Consider the following 14,614-nt stretch of genomic DNA (forward strand, 5'->3'; position numbering starts at 1 on the left):
ATGGGGGCGCTGCCCCCATACTCCCGGAGTATTTGGGAAAAGATGAAGCATCAGGCCGGTTCCAACGTGGCTTTGGCCTCGTCCAGAATCCGTTTCGCCTCTGACCCCTGCAGTTTCTGGATGTCGTCCTGGTACTTCAGGATCGCGCCCAGCGTGTCGCCGATCACCTCGGGGCTGAGGTTGATCACATCCAGTGCCAGCAGGCATTTGGCCCAGTCGATGGTCTCGGCCACGCCGGGTCTCTTGAACAGGTCCTCGGTGCGCAGATGCTGGACAAAGGCTACTATCTCACGGCTGAGCGCCTCGGCGGCCTCGGGGGCGCGGGCGTGCAGGATTTCGATTTCGCGGTCGAAATCGGGGTAATCGACCCAGTGATAAAGACAGCGGCGCTTCAGCGCGTCATGCACCTCGCGCGTGCGGTTCGAGGTGAGGATGACGATGGGCGGTTCCGGAGCTTTCACGGTGCCCAGTTCAGGGATGGTGACCTGAAAATCGCTGAGCGCCTCAAGCAGAAAGGCCTCGAATGGTTCGTCGGTGCGGTCCAGTTCGTCGATCAGCAGGACCGGGGCGCCATTTTCATCCGGGCGCATCGCCTGCAGCAGAGGGCGTTCGATCAGGTACTCGTCCGAGAACAGCTCATCTTGCAACGCGCCACGATCCGCACCGCCCGATGCCTCGGCGGTTCGGATTGCCACCATCTGCGCCGGGAAGTTCCATTCGTAGACGGCGGACGAAGCATCCAACCCCTCGTAACATTGCAACCGGATCAGGCGCCGGTTCAGGCCTGCCGCCAGCGCCTTGGCGATCTCGGTCTTGCCCACCCCGGCCTCGCCTTCCAGAAACAGCGGACGGCCCAGTTTCAGCGACAGGAACACAACCGTGGCCAGTGCCCGGCCGCAGACATAGCCCTGCGCGCCCAGCATGTTCTGAACGGCGTCGATGGAATTTGGTTGCATCATGTCATGTCTCTCCCTCGGCACAACAGGTCACGGCGGCGCGCGCGCGTCAAGGCCATGGTCTTTCCAAGCGGCGCGTTGACAAGGCCTTTCCCGCGCGCGGCCTGTATGATAGCGGAGGCGCCATGACCGATAGCATCACGATCCGCCGCCCCGACGACTGGCACCTGCACCTGCGCGATGGCGCGATGTTGCAGGCCGTCCTGCCCGAAACCGCGCGCCATTTTGCCCGCGCGATCATCATGCCCAATCTTGTACCACCGGTCGTGCGCGGCGATCAGGCCGCCGCTTATCGCGACCGCATCATGGCCGCCCTGCCCGAAGGCATGACGTTCGAGCCGCTGATGACCCTGTACCTGACCGAGGACACCGATGCGGACGATGTGGCCGCGGCCCATGCCAGCGGGCTGGTCAAGGCGGTGAAGCTGTATCCGGCGGGGGCCACGACAAACTCGGCCTCGGGCGTGCGGGACTTCGACAAGGTGCGTCCGGTGCTTGAGAAGATGGCCGAGATCGGTCTGCCCATGTGCGTCCACGGTGAAGTTACCGATGCAGAAATCGACATCTTTGACCGTGAGGCCGTGTTCATCGACCGTGTTCTGGACCCGATCCGCAAGGCCACCCCGGGCCTGCGCGTGGTGATGGAGCATATCACCACCGCCAACGGCGTGGACTATGTGAAAGCCAACGATACCGATCTGGGCGCAACCATCACCGCGCACCATCTGATCATCAACCGCAACCACATTCTGGTGGGTGGCATCAAGCCCCACTACTACTGCCTGCCCGTCGCCAAGCGGGAAGAGCACCGGCTGGCGTTGCTGGCCGCTGCGACCTCGGGCGATGCGCGGTTTTTCCTGGGCACCGACAGCGCACCGCATACAGATGCGAACAAGGAAATGGCCTGTGGCTGCGCCGGGTGCTTCACGGCGACAAACACCATGTCTCTGGTGGCCGAGATGTTCGAACGCGAAGGCACTCTGGACAAGTTGGAAGGGTTTGTTTCGCTGAACGGGCCTGCCTTCTACCGCTTGCCGGTCAACGAGGACACCATCACCCTGACCAAGGGTGAGCCCGTCGTCTACCCCGGCAAGATTGAATCCGGCGACGGTCCTGTAACCGTCTTTGATCCGGGCTTCCCGCTGCACTGGCGCGTGGTCTAACCCGCCAGTCTTTTTGCCAGATCGCGGGCGCGGCCACCGGTGCGCAGCATCGACCAGATCGCGTCCGCCTCTTCGCTTCCGATAAGCTTGGCGGCCTTGCCGCGCACACGGTCTTCGCGGTCTGCTAAGCTCATCGGCGCCAACAGATCATGGGTTGCCTCAAGCCGTGCACCGTCGCGGCGCAACAAGGTCAGATGCGCCTGCGTTTCTGACAGCGTTTCATCCGCTTCGACCGACACCCGATCCCGCAAGGACTTCAGGCGTGGGTCAGCGCAGGTTTTATCCGAGTAGCTGGCGGGCAGCGCCGTGTCATAGCCAAGCGCCTGCATGGCAATCACCGTCCGGTACGAAAACTTCGCCCCCAGACCGGTGGTCGGAGATATCTGGTTGCATACGCTCATCCAGCGCGGATGGGTCTTGACCTTGATCTCGGCCACTTCGGGTTCAGCAATGTCCAGATCGCGCGCGGCCTCAAGTGCGGCGTGCAGGCCGTGACAGCAAGCGTGGAACTTGTGGCTGATGCTCTCGAACAGCCATTCCTCGCCCAACCCGTCCAAAGCGGTTGGGGCATCCCCCTTACCGCTATGCGTCGCGCCAAAGCCGTACGGCCCCTCCAACGCATCCGTGTTGGGTTCAAAGCCTTTTGCGACCAGCAAGGCGGCTTCAACACCGGCCGAGGCCGCAAGACCAGCGTTATAAGGTTTTCCCATCGTGCCAAACTGCGCCTTAAGGCCTGCGGCACGGGTCGCCGTCAGACCAAGCACCTTACGCATTTGTGCAACCTCAAAGCCCAGGATGCGGCCCGCTGCAACGGCTGCACCAAACGCGCCTGCTGTCGCAGTCTGATGGAATCCGGCCTGATAGTGGTCGCGGCCCAGCCACAGACCCATGCGGATCGAAACCTCCATCCCCACCAGCGCGGCCTCGAGGAAATCAACGAGAATGCGATCATCCCATTCGGTCACCGCCAGAACGGCGGGTAAAACAGCAACCGATGGGTGGCCGATATGGGCGAAATGCGTGTCGTCGTAATCCAGCGCGTGGGACACTGTACCGTTGACCAAGGCCGCTCCGCGCATTGGGGCCGCTCCGCCGCCGAACAAATGCGCCTGTGCAGCGCCCTCCTCGCCCAACACGAGGTCACGCACGGTTTTTGAGACCGTCTCAGCAGCCCCGGCGCGCCCCACGGCAACCCAGTCCAGAACGGACAGAGAGGTAACGACCCGTGTCTGCAAAGTCGTCTCGACAGGACCTGCCGCGAACGCAGCCAAAGAAGTGGAAAAATCGCTCATGGGCGCAGTCTAGCGTGCGCCGTTTGCGGGTAAAGACCTAGTGGTACAAATCCGCCGCACGAGCTTCGAAGGCCTGAACGATCCGGTGCATGGCTTCGTTGAATACGACGCCAATGATGCCCTGCAGGATGGCGTTCTTGAATTCGAAATCCACATGGAAGGACACGTTGCACCCGCCATCGGGCGCGTCCGCGAACTGCCAGTCGGACTTCATGTATTTGAAGGGGCCGTCCAGGTATTCAGTGTCGATCTTCATCTGGTCGGGGAACAGCGTCACCCGGCTGCCGAACCTTTCACGGAACACCTTGAACGAGATGACCAGATCCGCCTCCATCACCTGCGCCTCACCGGCGGCATAGGTCCGTCGGATGCGGGCGGCGGCACACCAGGGCAAAAACTCGGGGTATTTCGCCACATCCGCAATCAGATCGTACATCTGTTGCGCCGTATACGGCAGGTGGCGGGTTTCCGAATGGGTAGGCATGGCGTCCGGTATTAACAGGTGACAATGGCGCGTGATTTCGTATGTTGCGCGCCAAAGATCAAGGGGGCAGCGATGAGCGACCGCGCATATGTGATAGATGAGATGATCTCGGCCAAGGCCATCGCCGCCCGGATCGAGGAACTGTGCCGTGAGATCACCGCCGAGTTCGGCAATACTGACAAGCTGGTTGTTGTTGGCCTGCTGCGCGGCAGTTTCGTCTTCATTGCTGATCTGGTGCGGGAACTGGACCTGCCGATCGAGGTGGATTTTCTTGAAGCCTCTTCTTATGGGGATTCGATGGAAAGCAGCCGGGAAGTTCGCATTCTCAAGGACTTGCGCGGCGCAATTGAAGGCCGCGACGTTCTGGTCGTCGAGGATATCGTCGATACCGGTCACACGCTGAACCACGTGACCAACCTGCTGCGCAGTCGCAAACCCGCGCGGCTGAGATCCATCGCCCTGCTGGACAAACCCAGCCGGCGCGAGGTTGATTTCCGCTCCGATTGGATTGGCTTCGAAATACCGGATGAATTCGTCGTGGGTTACGGAATCGACTACGCGCAGCGCAATCGCAACCTGCCATTCATTGGCAAGGTCCGCTTTACCGAGGGCTAAGCGGCCCCAGCACCTGCTGAATCGCAGCAAGGAAAACCCCGGTTCCCACCGGGATCAGCGCATCCGGGAAATCGTAATCGGGGTTGTGCAGTTGCGGGTGATCCACGCCCGAGCCAAGCCAGAACATCGCAGATTTGGCGCCCTTGCCGAACTGTCCGAAATCTTCCGAGAACTTTTGCGGGCTGGGTGTCAAGGTGCAGGGCACCCCCATTTCGTTGCAAGATCGGCTGAGAACATCAACGGCCTCGGGCGCGTTTACGCAGGCCTCGAACACGTCTTCATAAACGATTTCGCACCCCAGCCCTTGATCCGAGGCAATCCGCACCACCAGCGCCTCGGCCTCGTTCATCAGGTCCTGCATCCGTGCGTCAGCGACGGTGCGCAGGGTCACCCAAAGCTCGGCCCGGCCGGGGGCCACGCCAAAAGTCGGTTCGCCCAGACTGGCATGGGTCACGGTCGTCAGGGCAAACTCGGCATCCAGAGGCCCACCCTTCCCCATCTCCGCCAGTTGCGGCATCAGAGTGGCCAGCGCCTCAGCCGGTGAAATCCCATCCTGAGGCGCAGCCGCGTGAGAAGTCTTGCCGGTCAGAACGATCTTCATACCACGCGAAGCACAATTGGCAGGCCCTTCGCACAGCAACACATCCCCCTGCGCCACGCCCGGTAGGTTATGCAGCGCAAACACATAGTCGGGCGCGATTTCGGCAAACGTTGGGTCGGCCCGAAAGGCGATGGCCCCCTGCCCGGTTTCCTCGGCCGGTTGGAAAATCAAAACCACGCGGCCCGTTTCCGGGCGCGTTTGGGCCAGATGCTCGGCCACGCCCAGAACCATCGTCATATGGCCATCATGCCCACACAGATGCCCCTTACCCGGAACACGCGAGGCATAATCCGCGTCAGAGATTTCCTGTATCGGCAACCCGTCCAACTCGCACCGAATGGCAACCGTTGGTCCGGCCTGACCGCTGTCGAAAACGCCCGCCACACCATGTCCGCCGATACCTGTCAGCACCTGATCAGCACCTCGGGCGCGCAGTTCATCCGCAATCCGGGCAGCGGTTTGTTCCTCCTGCCCGGAAATCTCGGGGTATTGATGCAATTCGTGGCGCAGCCAGGTCAGCCGAGCAAGTGTGTCGGGGGTCACCCTTGCTCCAGCTTTTTCTGACGGGCATCGCGCAGGCGGGCAAAGTCATCCCCGGCGTGATAGGACGACCGGGTCAGAGGCGTCGCAGATACCATCAGGAATCCCTTGCCAAAAGCGGCCTTTTCGTACGACGCGAACTCCTCGGGCGTGACAAAACGATCCACGCCATGGTGCTTTGGCGTCGGCTGCAGATACTGGCCGATGGTCAGGAAATCGATGTCGGCGGCGCGCATATCGTCCATGACTTGCCGGACCTGTTGCTCGTCCTCTCCCAAGCCGACCATGATGCCGGATTTGGTAAAGATCGACGGGTCCATTTCCTTTACCCGCTGCAACAGCCGCAGCGAATGGAAATAGCGCGCACCGGGGCGCACTTCGGGATAGAGGCCCGGAACGGTTTCAAGGTTGTGGTTGAATACGTCCGGTTTTGCCTCGACCACAACTTCCAGAACCGAAGGATCACATTTCAGGAAGTCAGGCGTCAGAATTTCGATCGTCGTCTTCGGCGAGCGATGACGCACCGCACGGATGGTCTGCGCGAAGTGTTCTGCCCCACCATCCGTCAGGTCGTCCCGGTCCACCGAGGTAATGACCACGTGGTTCAGCCCCAGCTTCTGCACCGCATGCGCCACCCGACCGGGTTCGAACGCGTCCAGATCGTCAGGGCGACCGGTCGCGATGTTGCAGAATGTGCAGCCACGGGTACAGATTTCGCCCATGATCATCATGGTGGCGTGGCCCTGGCTCCAGCATTCGCCGACATTCGGGCACCCGGCCTCTTCACAGACCGTCACGAGGTTGTTCTCGCGCATGATTTTGTGGGTATCGGCATACCCTTTCCCACCTGGGGCCCTCACCCGAATCCACTTGGGTTTTTTCGGCTGCGCATTGTCTTGGCGATGCGCCTTTTCGGGATGACGTTGTTCGGGGATCTTCAGATCACGCACGGTCGGCTTTCCTGACTTTGGGTCACTTTGCTTCGACATAATATAAACTGCAGCGCTTAGCTACGCCACCCGTGCATAGCTGCCATAACAGCGCACTATGCATTTGCAGAAAATCACCGGGCAAATCGCGGTAGAATTCCATTGAAAACAGCGTGCTTTGCAGCATTCGCCAGAATTCGCACTTGCCGCAACAATGGCGTTGAAGCCAATTTAGAACTGTTTTAAATCTTCGACAGTTCACAGATGAATCACAGGAAATTGAGCATGAAATCCGGTACCAACCTGCCCGACGTAACCTTTCACACCCGCGTCCGTGACGAGGCCGTCGAAGGCCCCAACCCGTTCCGTTGGGAAGACAAGACCACCGCAGATTACTTTGCCGGCAAACGGGTGATCCTGTTCTCGCTGCCCGGTGCGTTCACCCCCACCTGTTCGACCTACCAGCTGCCCGGTTTTGAAAACGGCTATGCCGAATTCAAGGAAAAAGGCATCGACGAGATTTACTGCATGTCGGTGAATGACAGCTTTGTCATGAACAAATGGGCGCAGGATCAAGGCCTGAAAAACGTCAAGGTCATCCCGGATGGCTCGGGTGAGTTCACACGCAAAATGGGTATGCTGGTCGACAAGGACAATCTGGGCTTTGGCATGCGCTCGTGGCGCTATGCTGCCATCGTCAACAACGGCGTGGTCGAGGCATGGTTCGAAGAGCCCGGCCTGATGGACAACTGCCCCGAAGATCCCTATGGCGTGTCCTCGCCGGAAAACCTGAAAAAGCACCTGGACGAAGCCAAAGAACCGGCTCTGGCCTGAGCTTTTCAGCGATCCAATACAAAAGACCCGCCATCGGCGGGTCTTTTCGTTTTCAGGAGCGGGTGGCAGTTACGATTTCTTCACCAACCCGTTGGATGACCTGGGCCAGCCCGTCGAACCAGTCCTCTCCTCCTGTCGACGCACGCCGCACCAAGCCAACGGTCCGCGCCGGTTGAGGCGTGCTGAAGCGCATCAGTTTCAACCCGGGCACAGCCTCGGATTCCGACCGCGCGGCAAGCTCGGGCATCAGGGTCAGACCAAAGCCTTCGGCAACCAGTCGCGACAGGGTTGCCAGTGAGGACGCACCCATATTGATCAGCCCGCTGCTGCGGTCTTGCCCGCAGACATCAAGCGCCTGATCCGTCAGGCAGTGGCCATCATCCAACAACATCAATTGTGCGGTTTGCAGGTCCAGCGGTCGCAGGGCCTCGGGATTTGTTGCCATCCCCTGCAGACGCGCCGTGCTTCCGGCCAGAAGGAACCGATCCTGGAACAAGGGCAGCTCGAAAAGTTCACTTCCACCAACCGGCAGGGCCATGACACCAGCGTCGATTTCCCCGGCACGCAGCATGGTCAGCAGGCGCTCGGTTCTGGCTTCGCGCACCTGCACGCGCAGCGACACGTCCGAGGCACGCAATCCGGCCAATACGCCAGGCAGCAGATACGGCGCAATCGTCGGAATGATGCCAATCGCCAGCGACCTATGCCCGCCGGACCGGTCCCTGGCGAATTGATCCAGCCTGTCGGCGGCCCCCAGAACCTGACGCGCATGGTCCAGCACGTCGCGCCCCAACGGAGTCAGCAGGATGTCGCGGGCCTGCCGTTCAAACAGCGGGCCGCCCAGACTTTCCTCCAACGCCTTGATCTGCACCGACAAGGCGGGCTGAGACACATGGCAGGTCTGCGCCGCCCGACCGAAATTTCGCTGTTCGGCGACGGCGCTGAAATACTGCAATTGTCTGAGAGTGAAATTCATAACCTGTGACTATCACTTGACTGCACAAGCGCAACCAAAACATATCACCCGATCATACGATTGCGCTCTGACTGGCATTCGTAATGCCGCTTGAGTCGCTGCAGCGCGATCCGCAGCACGATCTTGCCCGACCGCGCCGACCAGCCCATGCGTTTTTCAGCCAGCTCCAGCCCCTCAAGATAACAGCAGCAGCGCAGCGCCACGTCACTCAGCCCCGGCCCGAGATCCGACAAGGCATGTTCCACACGATCCCGCGCGTCGGACGAACCCCGCCCGCCATGGGCCTCGCTTTTGAAACTGCCGCGCCCTCCGGCGGTCAGGAAATGATCCCAGTTCTGCGCGACCTGCGGACCGATTTGCGCTAATTCAAAATCCTCACGCAGACGTTCGCCCGCTGCCACCAGCGATTCATCCAGAAACGGTTTGCCATCCCGATCCCGTCTACGTGCTAAAGCAATCAGGGGACTTTCCGCCGCGCTATAACGAATGCGCCTTGGCCGGTCGAGTTTTGCAGCCGCGCCCTGCCCTGGCGCCATTTGAGCCTGGAAAGAAGCGGGTGCTTCGGCCATGCCAAATTCACTGCGTTCACGTGCCTTGTTTTCGGCCTCGGCAATCAGACGGCTCAGCGCGGTCCGGCCCGCGGACGAAATGCGATAACGCGATATCCGGCCCGGATTGTCACAGGAAATCCAGTCCTTCAGGGCCAGTGCCTGCGCGATCCTGCACTCAACCACGGCGGTTCTGGTGGCCCCGGTGTCGCCGGTGTCGCGGACCACAACCGCCTTGTCCATTTCCTCGGCCACCGCCAGAACCGATCCCGTTTCACACAACCGCCGGAGAATACGCAGGGCTTCACGGTTGAATTCCTCGTCCCTGGCGGCTGCGGTGTCCTCTTGCGTCGCTGCAAACGTGTCGCCTGCGCCGGCTTCCGGATCGGCAAAATGCGTCTCGGCCAGCGATTGCAGCGCAGCATCCACCAAAGGATCGTCCCGCCGCATTTCGATCCGTCTGATCTGTCTGAGAATGGTCGAAGCATGGCACCCCGCGGATCGCGCGATATCGCGGATCGACTGGCCGGTCTCTGTGTGGGCAAGATATCTCTGCGCCCCCTCAGGTACCCAAGCCGGAATGGTGAAAGCCATGTTGTTTTCCATAGTTCCTTGCCCTCGTCGAAACACCAGTCTGTTCTCAATCGCCCCCGATGAGTTCGTTAACCAATTCTAACTAGGGTTGCTTTCGTTACTCGTTCGTTAACCCACGTGGACAAGAACCAGATTTGATTCAAAAACATAAACACTCATGAAGTCAGAGTTCGGCGCGAGCCCAATCAAGGAAACACCCGCTTAGGTTGTGTGACAAACGGGGCAACTTCTACTCGAACAAGGAACCCCCGAGATGCAGGACCTGATGACCATGATTACTACCCTCCGCCGCCCCCGCCTGTTGGCACGGGCCGCGAAATTCGGGGCGCAGGACTATGACCGGGAACGTCATCTGCAACGTATTCTGGGATACGGCGCGCTGCCCGGCACCGGTGCGGCACTGGTTCGGCTGATGGAAATGGAGCGAGAGGTTAACGCGCAGCGTCTGGAAGAAGACGCAGCCTATTCGCTGGTGCGTCATCTGGACTTGCTGATCGCATTGCTGGGCGAGGCGCAGCTGTATCAAGCCAGCCGCGCCTCGCAATATCAGTGATCAGGTGAAGGCATCCGGCATGGATGCTTTCTTTTCCGCCACGTATTCGTTCAGCGCGGCGTTGATTTCCGGGTCGAGTTGCGGCTGCTGGTAGTTCGCCAGCAGATGCTCGACCCGCGTGGCGGCCAATGTCCGCGTGTCGCGCGCGCCTTCGTCTTCCCAGGTCTCGAAGGGCTTGTAGTCCAGCAATTCGCTTTTCCAGAACGCATCTTTGAAGTTGGCCTGAGTATGGGCGCAACCCAGATAGTGGCCACCGGGGCCAACTTCGCGAATTGCTTCCATGGCCTGCGCGTTCTCGTCATAGGCAACGCCTTTGGCCAGACCGTGCAGAACGCCCAACTGATCGGCATCCATGACGAACTTCTCAAAGTCCGCAACCAGGCCGCCTTCCAGCCAGCCACACGAGTGCAGCATGAAGTTCACACCGGCCATCAGACCCATGTTCAGCGAGTTCGCGGTTTCATACGCAGCCTGCGCATCCGGCAGTTTCGAGCCGCAGAACGATCCGGCCGAGCGGAACGGCAGGTTCAAGCGCCGCGCCAGCTGACCCGCGCCATAGGTGACCATAGACGCCTCAGGCGTACCAAAGGTCGGCGCGCCCGAGTTCATGTCAATCGACGACACGAAGGCACCAAAGATCGCAGGAGCACCCGGGCGGATGATCTGGCTGTACGCCACGCCGGCCATGACCTCGGCCAGAACCTGCGTCAGCGTACCGGCAACCGAAACCGGTGCCATCGCCCCACCCACAATAAAGGGCGAGATGATGCAGGCCTGATTGTTCTTCGCATAGACCTCAAGCGAGCCCATCATCACATCGTCGAAGGTCATCGGCGAGTTGATGTTGGTCAGCGAGGTCATGACAGTGTTTTCCTGCACGAACTCTTTGCCGAACAGGATTCCACACATATCAATCGAATCCTGCGCGCGGCTGGGATCGGTGACCGAGCCCATGAACGGCTTGTCCGACAGGGTCATGTGCGCCATCAGCATGTCCAGGTGACGCTTGTTCACCGGAACGTCGGTCGGTTCGCATACGGTCCCGCCCGAGTGGTGCAGCCACTTGGACATATAGGCCAGTTTCACGAACTTGTTGAAATCGTCCATGGTCGCATAGCGACGACCGCCATGACTGTCGCGCACGAACGGAGGTCCATAGACCGGCGCCAGAACCAGATTGCGACCGCCGATGACAACCGATTTCTCGGGATTGCGGGCGTGCTGGGTAAACTGGCTGGGCGCTGTCTTGATCAGTTCACGCGCCAAACCGCGCGGAATGCGCACGCGCTCACCGTCAACATCGGCGCCAGCGTCTTTCCAACGCTGCAGCGCGGCCGGATTGTCAACAAAGTTGACGCCAACCTCGGCCAGAATGGTTTCCGCGTTGGCTTCGATGATCTCCAACGCCTCTTCGTTGAGAACCTCGAAATTCGGAATATTCCGTTCGATGTACTTCGCCGTTTCGATACGAACCGCGGTGCGCTCGGCCCGGCGGGCGGCTCCGCCACCGCCTCTGGCTCTGCGTCGGGTGTTTGCCTCTGCCATGAGATAATCCCGTTAGTATGTTCACGTTGCAAATTGTGTTACCGGAACCGCCAATCACACCAGAAGTGGATTGCGGCGCAATAGGGGTAAAAGCGACATGTGGGCCACTTCTATTTTGTTTTGACCCATTTCCCCTGATGTTCATGATAGGGATATGGAATCGGAAACGCAAAAAGCACCCTCTCCTGAAGCTGAACGAAAAACCCTTGATGCGGCTGAAATTGGCGCCGTTGCACACCTGTACAGGGGCGAGGTTTACCGCAGCACCATCTGGCGCACGAGATTGGATACCACGACGAACTGGGCGGTTGTCACGCTAGGTGTTGCGTTGTCGATTTCCTTTTCCTCGCCCGAGGCCTCGCCCCTGCCGCTGGTCCTTGTCGGCGTGCTGATCATCCTGTTCCTGATGCTCGAGGCACGGCGCTATCGGTATTTCAACGTGTGGCGCGCCCGCGCAAGGTGGCTGGAAACCCATTTCTATGCGCCGCTGCTGTATGACGGCGATCTGCACATGGAGGAGAACTGGCAAAAGGTTTTGGCGCAGGACTATCTGCACCCGCGCTACCACGTCAGCCTGATGGTCGCGATCGGGCGGCGAATTCGCAGGAACTACCTGTGGATTCTATTGATCCAGAGCCTGGCCTTCTGCGTAAAGATTTCGGTCCACCCCAGCCCGGTCGAGAATTTTTCGCAGGCCATCGACCGTGCCGACGTCGGCCCCATTCCCGGCGAGGCACTCATCATCACGGGCATATTCTACATATTGTGCTGGTCCGCCATCGCGATCTGGAGCTACCGGGCGGATGTGAGCCGCGCCTCTCACCGCGGTAGTGAAAAGTCGGAATCAATGGGCTGATCTGTTCAGATTGCTTTATTCAGGGCCACGGAATTGCCGGTGACTTCGGTTTCTACCCAACCCAGATGCGCATAAACCGCGCGCGTATCCCGCATAAGACGGTGAGTACGCAATACCATACGCGAACAATCCGCCTCGCGCGCTTCGGTCTCAGCCAGCGCAAGCAGTCTTCCGGCGACGCCCTGCCCCTGGGCCTTTGGCGAAACGGCCAAGTTAAAAACCTTCATCTCGTCACCTTGTCGCGCGAAGATGATCACTCCGGCCAACTCGTCATCCATCAGGGCCAACACCACCCGATGATCCGAGATATCCTGCTCAATACCCGCAGTCACATCCGGTAAATCGGCAATGATCTCGCGCGCTTTCGAATAAGCCGCCGCGATGCAGTCAATGATCACCCCGGCGTCTTCCTGTGTCGCGTTCTCGAAACGAATTGCCGTCATTGATCCGGTCTCCCACTGTATCTGGCTGGAAACGCCTTCATAACGCTTGCACATAGACGCCGCGCGACCTAAGAGCCAGTCATGAGCCAGACATCCCATGACCGCCTTCTGATCATCGACTTCGGCAGCCAGGTGACGCAGCTGATCGCACGCCGCCTGCGCGAGTTGAATGTCTATTGCGAAATCCACCCCTACCAGAAAGTCACGATGGACTTCGTGCGCGAAATGGCGCCAAAGGCCGTGATCTTCTCGGGCGGGCCCGACAGCGTGACACGCGAGGGTTCGCCCCGCGCCCCACAAGAGATTTTTGACTATGGCGTGCCGATCCTTGGCATTTGCTATGGCCAGCAGGTGATGATGCACCAACTTGGCGGCAAGGTCGAAAGCGGCCACGGCACCGCCGAGTTTGGCCGCGCCTTCGTCACCCCGAAAAGTCAACTGGACATTCTGGGTGGCTGGTTCGCTGACGGTGACGAACAAGTCTGGATGAGCCACGGCGACCATGTCAGCGAAATCGCCCCGGGGTTTGAGGTCTTTGGCACCTCGCCCAACGCGCCTTTTGCGATCACCGCCGACACCAGCCGCCACTTCTATGCCGTTCAGTTCCACCCTGAGGTGCACCACACCCCGAAGGGCGCGAAACTGTATGAGAATTTCGTCAAGCTGGCCGGGTTCGATGGCGACTGGACCATGGGCGCCTATCGCGATGAAATGATCCGCAAGATCCGCGAGCAGGTCGGCGACAAGAAAGTCATCTGCGGCCTGTCCGGCGGCGTCGACAGTTCGGTCGCGGCGATCCTGATCCACGAGGCGATTGGCGATCAGCTGACCTGTGTGTTTGTTGACCACGGGTTGCTGCGCAAGCACGAAGCCGAAGAAGTCGTCGGCATGTTCCGCGATAACTACAACATCCAACTGATCCACGCGGATGAAAGCGACCTGTTTCTGGGCGAGTTGGACGGCCAGTCCGACCCCGAGACCAAGCGCAAGATCATCGGCAAGCTTTTCATCGACGTTTTCCAGAAACATGCCGACACCATCGAAGGCGCCGAGTTCCTCGCGCAAGGTACGCTGTATCCTGACGTGATCGAATCGGTCTCGTTCTCGGGCGGACCGTCGGTCACCATCAAATCGCACCACAACGTCGGCGGCCTGCCGGAAAAGATGGGCCTGAAGCTGGTCGAGCCCCTGCGCGAGCTGTTCAAGGACGAGGTCCGCGCCTTGGGTCGTGAACTCGGCCTGCCGGCCAGCTTTATCGGCCGTCACCCCTTCCCCGGACCGGGTCTGGCAATCCGCTGTCCCGGCGAGATCACCCGAGAGAAACTGGAAATCCTGCGCGAGGCGGATGCGGTCTATATCGACCAAATTCGCAAGCATGGGCTCTATGACGAAATCTGGCAGGCCTTCGTGGCCATCCTCCCCGTCCGAACGGTAGGCGTGATGGGCGACGGGCGAACCTATGACTATGCCTGCGCCATGCGGGCGGTGACCTCGGTCGACGGCATGACCGCTGACTATTACCCGTTCACCCACGAATTCCTTGGCGAAACCGCCACGCGGATCATCAACGAAGTCAAGGGCATCAACCGATGCACCTATGACATCACCTCGAAACCTCCGGGAACGATCGAGTGGGAATAACGAAAAGCCGGGCATCGTCCCGGCTTTTTTGTTTAAGTTCAGTC

Annotated in this window: 15 protein-coding genes; 6 read left to right on the top strand and 9 right to left on the bottom strand. The window is 59.9% G+C overall.

The features are described from left to right. Positions 1-50: 50 nt before the first annotated feature. On the bottom strand, positions 51-959 hold the full coding sequence (locus ACR0DO_RS00795) for an AAA family ATPase (protein WP_480556179.1): 909 nt from the start codon (positions 957-959) through the stop codon (positions 51-53). Between the two features lie 122 nt (positions 960-1,081). On the opposite strand from ACR0DO_RS00795, the gene pyrC reads away from it, so the two are divergent. Continuing rightward, positions 1,082-2,119 (top strand): dihydroorotase, encoded by a 1,038-nt coding sequence (pyrC, locus tag ACR0DO_RS00800; RefSeq protein ID WP_480556180.1) that lies wholly within the window; start codon positions 1,082-1,084, stop codon positions 2,117-2,119. Here pyrC and ACR0DO_RS00805 read toward each other — a convergent pair. Beyond that, positions 2,116-3,411, bottom strand: coding sequence for an MmgE/PrpD family protein (locus ACR0DO_RS00805; RefSeq protein WP_480556181.1), 1,296 nt, complete (start codon positions 3,409-3,411; stop codon positions 2,116-2,118). The two genes, pyrC and ACR0DO_RS00805, sit on opposite strands and share 4 nt — an antisense overlap. A 37-nt stretch (positions 3,412-3,448) precedes the next feature. Further along, the gene (locus ACR0DO_RS00810; RefSeq protein ID WP_480556182.1) at positions 3,449-3,895 is read right to left on the bottom strand and encodes a type II toxin-antitoxin system RatA family toxin; all 447 of its coding nucleotides are present in this window, start codon (positions 3,893-3,895) and stop codon (positions 3,449-3,451) included. A 72-nt stretch (positions 3,896-3,967) separates the two neighbouring features. On the opposite strand from ACR0DO_RS00810, the gene hpt reads away from it, so the two are divergent. Beyond that, complete coding sequence (gene hpt, locus ACR0DO_RS00815) at positions 3,968-4,510, top strand: hypoxanthine phosphoribosyltransferase (RefSeq protein ID WP_170442387.1); 543 nt, start codon at positions 3,968-3,970, stop codon at positions 4,508-4,510. Here the strand turns inward: hpt and ACR0DO_RS00820 are convergent. Further along, positions 4,497-5,654 carry an amidohydrolase gene (locus ACR0DO_RS00820; RefSeq protein WP_480556183.1) on the bottom strand — a complete coding sequence of 386 codons (1,158 nt, stop codon included), beginning with the start codon at positions 5,652-5,654 and terminating at the stop codon, positions 4,497-4,499. The genes hpt and ACR0DO_RS00820 overlap by 14 nt on opposite strands. After that, entirely contained in the window at positions 5,651-6,601 is a 951-nt protein-coding gene (gene lipA, locus ACR0DO_RS00825; protein WP_480556184.1) for a lipoyl synthase, read from the bottom strand. The genes ACR0DO_RS00820 and lipA overlap by 4 nt, the downstream gene beginning before the upstream one ends. A 264-nt stretch (positions 6,602-6,865) precedes the next feature. On the opposite strand from lipA, the gene ACR0DO_RS00830 reads away from it, so the two are divergent. Further along, the gene (locus ACR0DO_RS00830) at positions 6,866-7,414 is read left to right on the top strand and encodes a peroxiredoxin (protein WP_170442379.1); all 549 of its coding nucleotides are present in this window, start codon (positions 6,866-6,868) and stop codon (positions 7,412-7,414) included. Positions 7,415-7,466: 52 nt separating this feature from the next. On the opposite strand, the gene ACR0DO_RS00835 is transcribed toward ACR0DO_RS00830, so the two are convergent. Both ACR0DO_RS00835 and ACR0DO_RS00840 read right to left on the bottom strand, forming a co-directional pair. Beyond that, positions 7,467-8,390, bottom strand: coding sequence for a LysR substrate-binding domain-containing protein (locus ACR0DO_RS00835; protein WP_480556185.1), 924 nt, complete (start codon positions 8,388-8,390; stop codon positions 7,467-7,469). Between the two features lie 44 nt (positions 8,391-8,434). Further along, positions 8,435-9,544 carry a DUF6456 domain-containing protein gene (locus ACR0DO_RS00840; RefSeq protein ID WP_480556186.1) on the bottom strand — a complete coding sequence of 370 codons (1,110 nt, stop codon included), beginning with the start codon at positions 9,542-9,544 and terminating at the stop codon, positions 8,435-8,437. Between the two features lie 241 nt (positions 9,545-9,785). Between ACR0DO_RS00840 and ACR0DO_RS00845 the strand changes: the two genes are divergently transcribed. Continuing rightward, positions 9,786-10,085, top strand: a complete 300-nt coding sequence (locus ACR0DO_RS00845; protein WP_170442370.1) for a DUF6477 family protein — start codon at positions 9,786-9,788, stop codon at positions 10,083-10,085. On the opposite strand, the gene ACR0DO_RS00850 is transcribed toward ACR0DO_RS00845, so the two are convergent. After that, a complete protein-coding gene (locus tag ACR0DO_RS00850) occupies positions 10,086-11,630 on the bottom strand; it encodes a trimethylamine methyltransferase family protein (protein ID WP_170442367.1) in 1,545 nt (514 codons plus the stop codon). Positions 11,631-11,784: 154 nt separating this feature from the next. Between ACR0DO_RS00850 and ACR0DO_RS00855 the strand changes: the two genes are divergently transcribed. Continuing rightward, positions 11,785-12,486, top strand: coding sequence for a DUF2270 domain-containing protein (locus ACR0DO_RS00855; RefSeq protein ID WP_480556187.1), 702 nt, complete (start codon positions 11,785-11,787; stop codon positions 12,484-12,486). Between the two features lie 5 nt (positions 12,487-12,491). Here the strand turns inward: ACR0DO_RS00855 and ACR0DO_RS00860 are convergent, their stop codons facing one another. Continuing rightward, the gene (locus ACR0DO_RS00860; protein WP_480556188.1) at positions 12,492-12,929 is read right to left on the bottom strand and encodes a GNAT family N-acetyltransferase; all 438 of its coding nucleotides are present in this window, start codon (positions 12,927-12,929) and stop codon (positions 12,492-12,494) included. Positions 12,930-13,010: 81 nt separating this feature from the next. Between ACR0DO_RS00860 and guaA the strand changes: the two genes are divergently transcribed. Next, a complete protein-coding gene (gene guaA, locus ACR0DO_RS00865; RefSeq protein WP_480556189.1) occupies positions 13,011-14,570 on the top strand; it encodes a glutamine-hydrolyzing GMP synthase in 1,560 nt (519 codons plus the stop codon). The last annotated feature ends 44 nt before the right edge of the window (positions 14,571-14,614 follow it).

The sequence above is a fragment of the Ruegeria sp. AM9 genome (assembly GCF_056540565.1).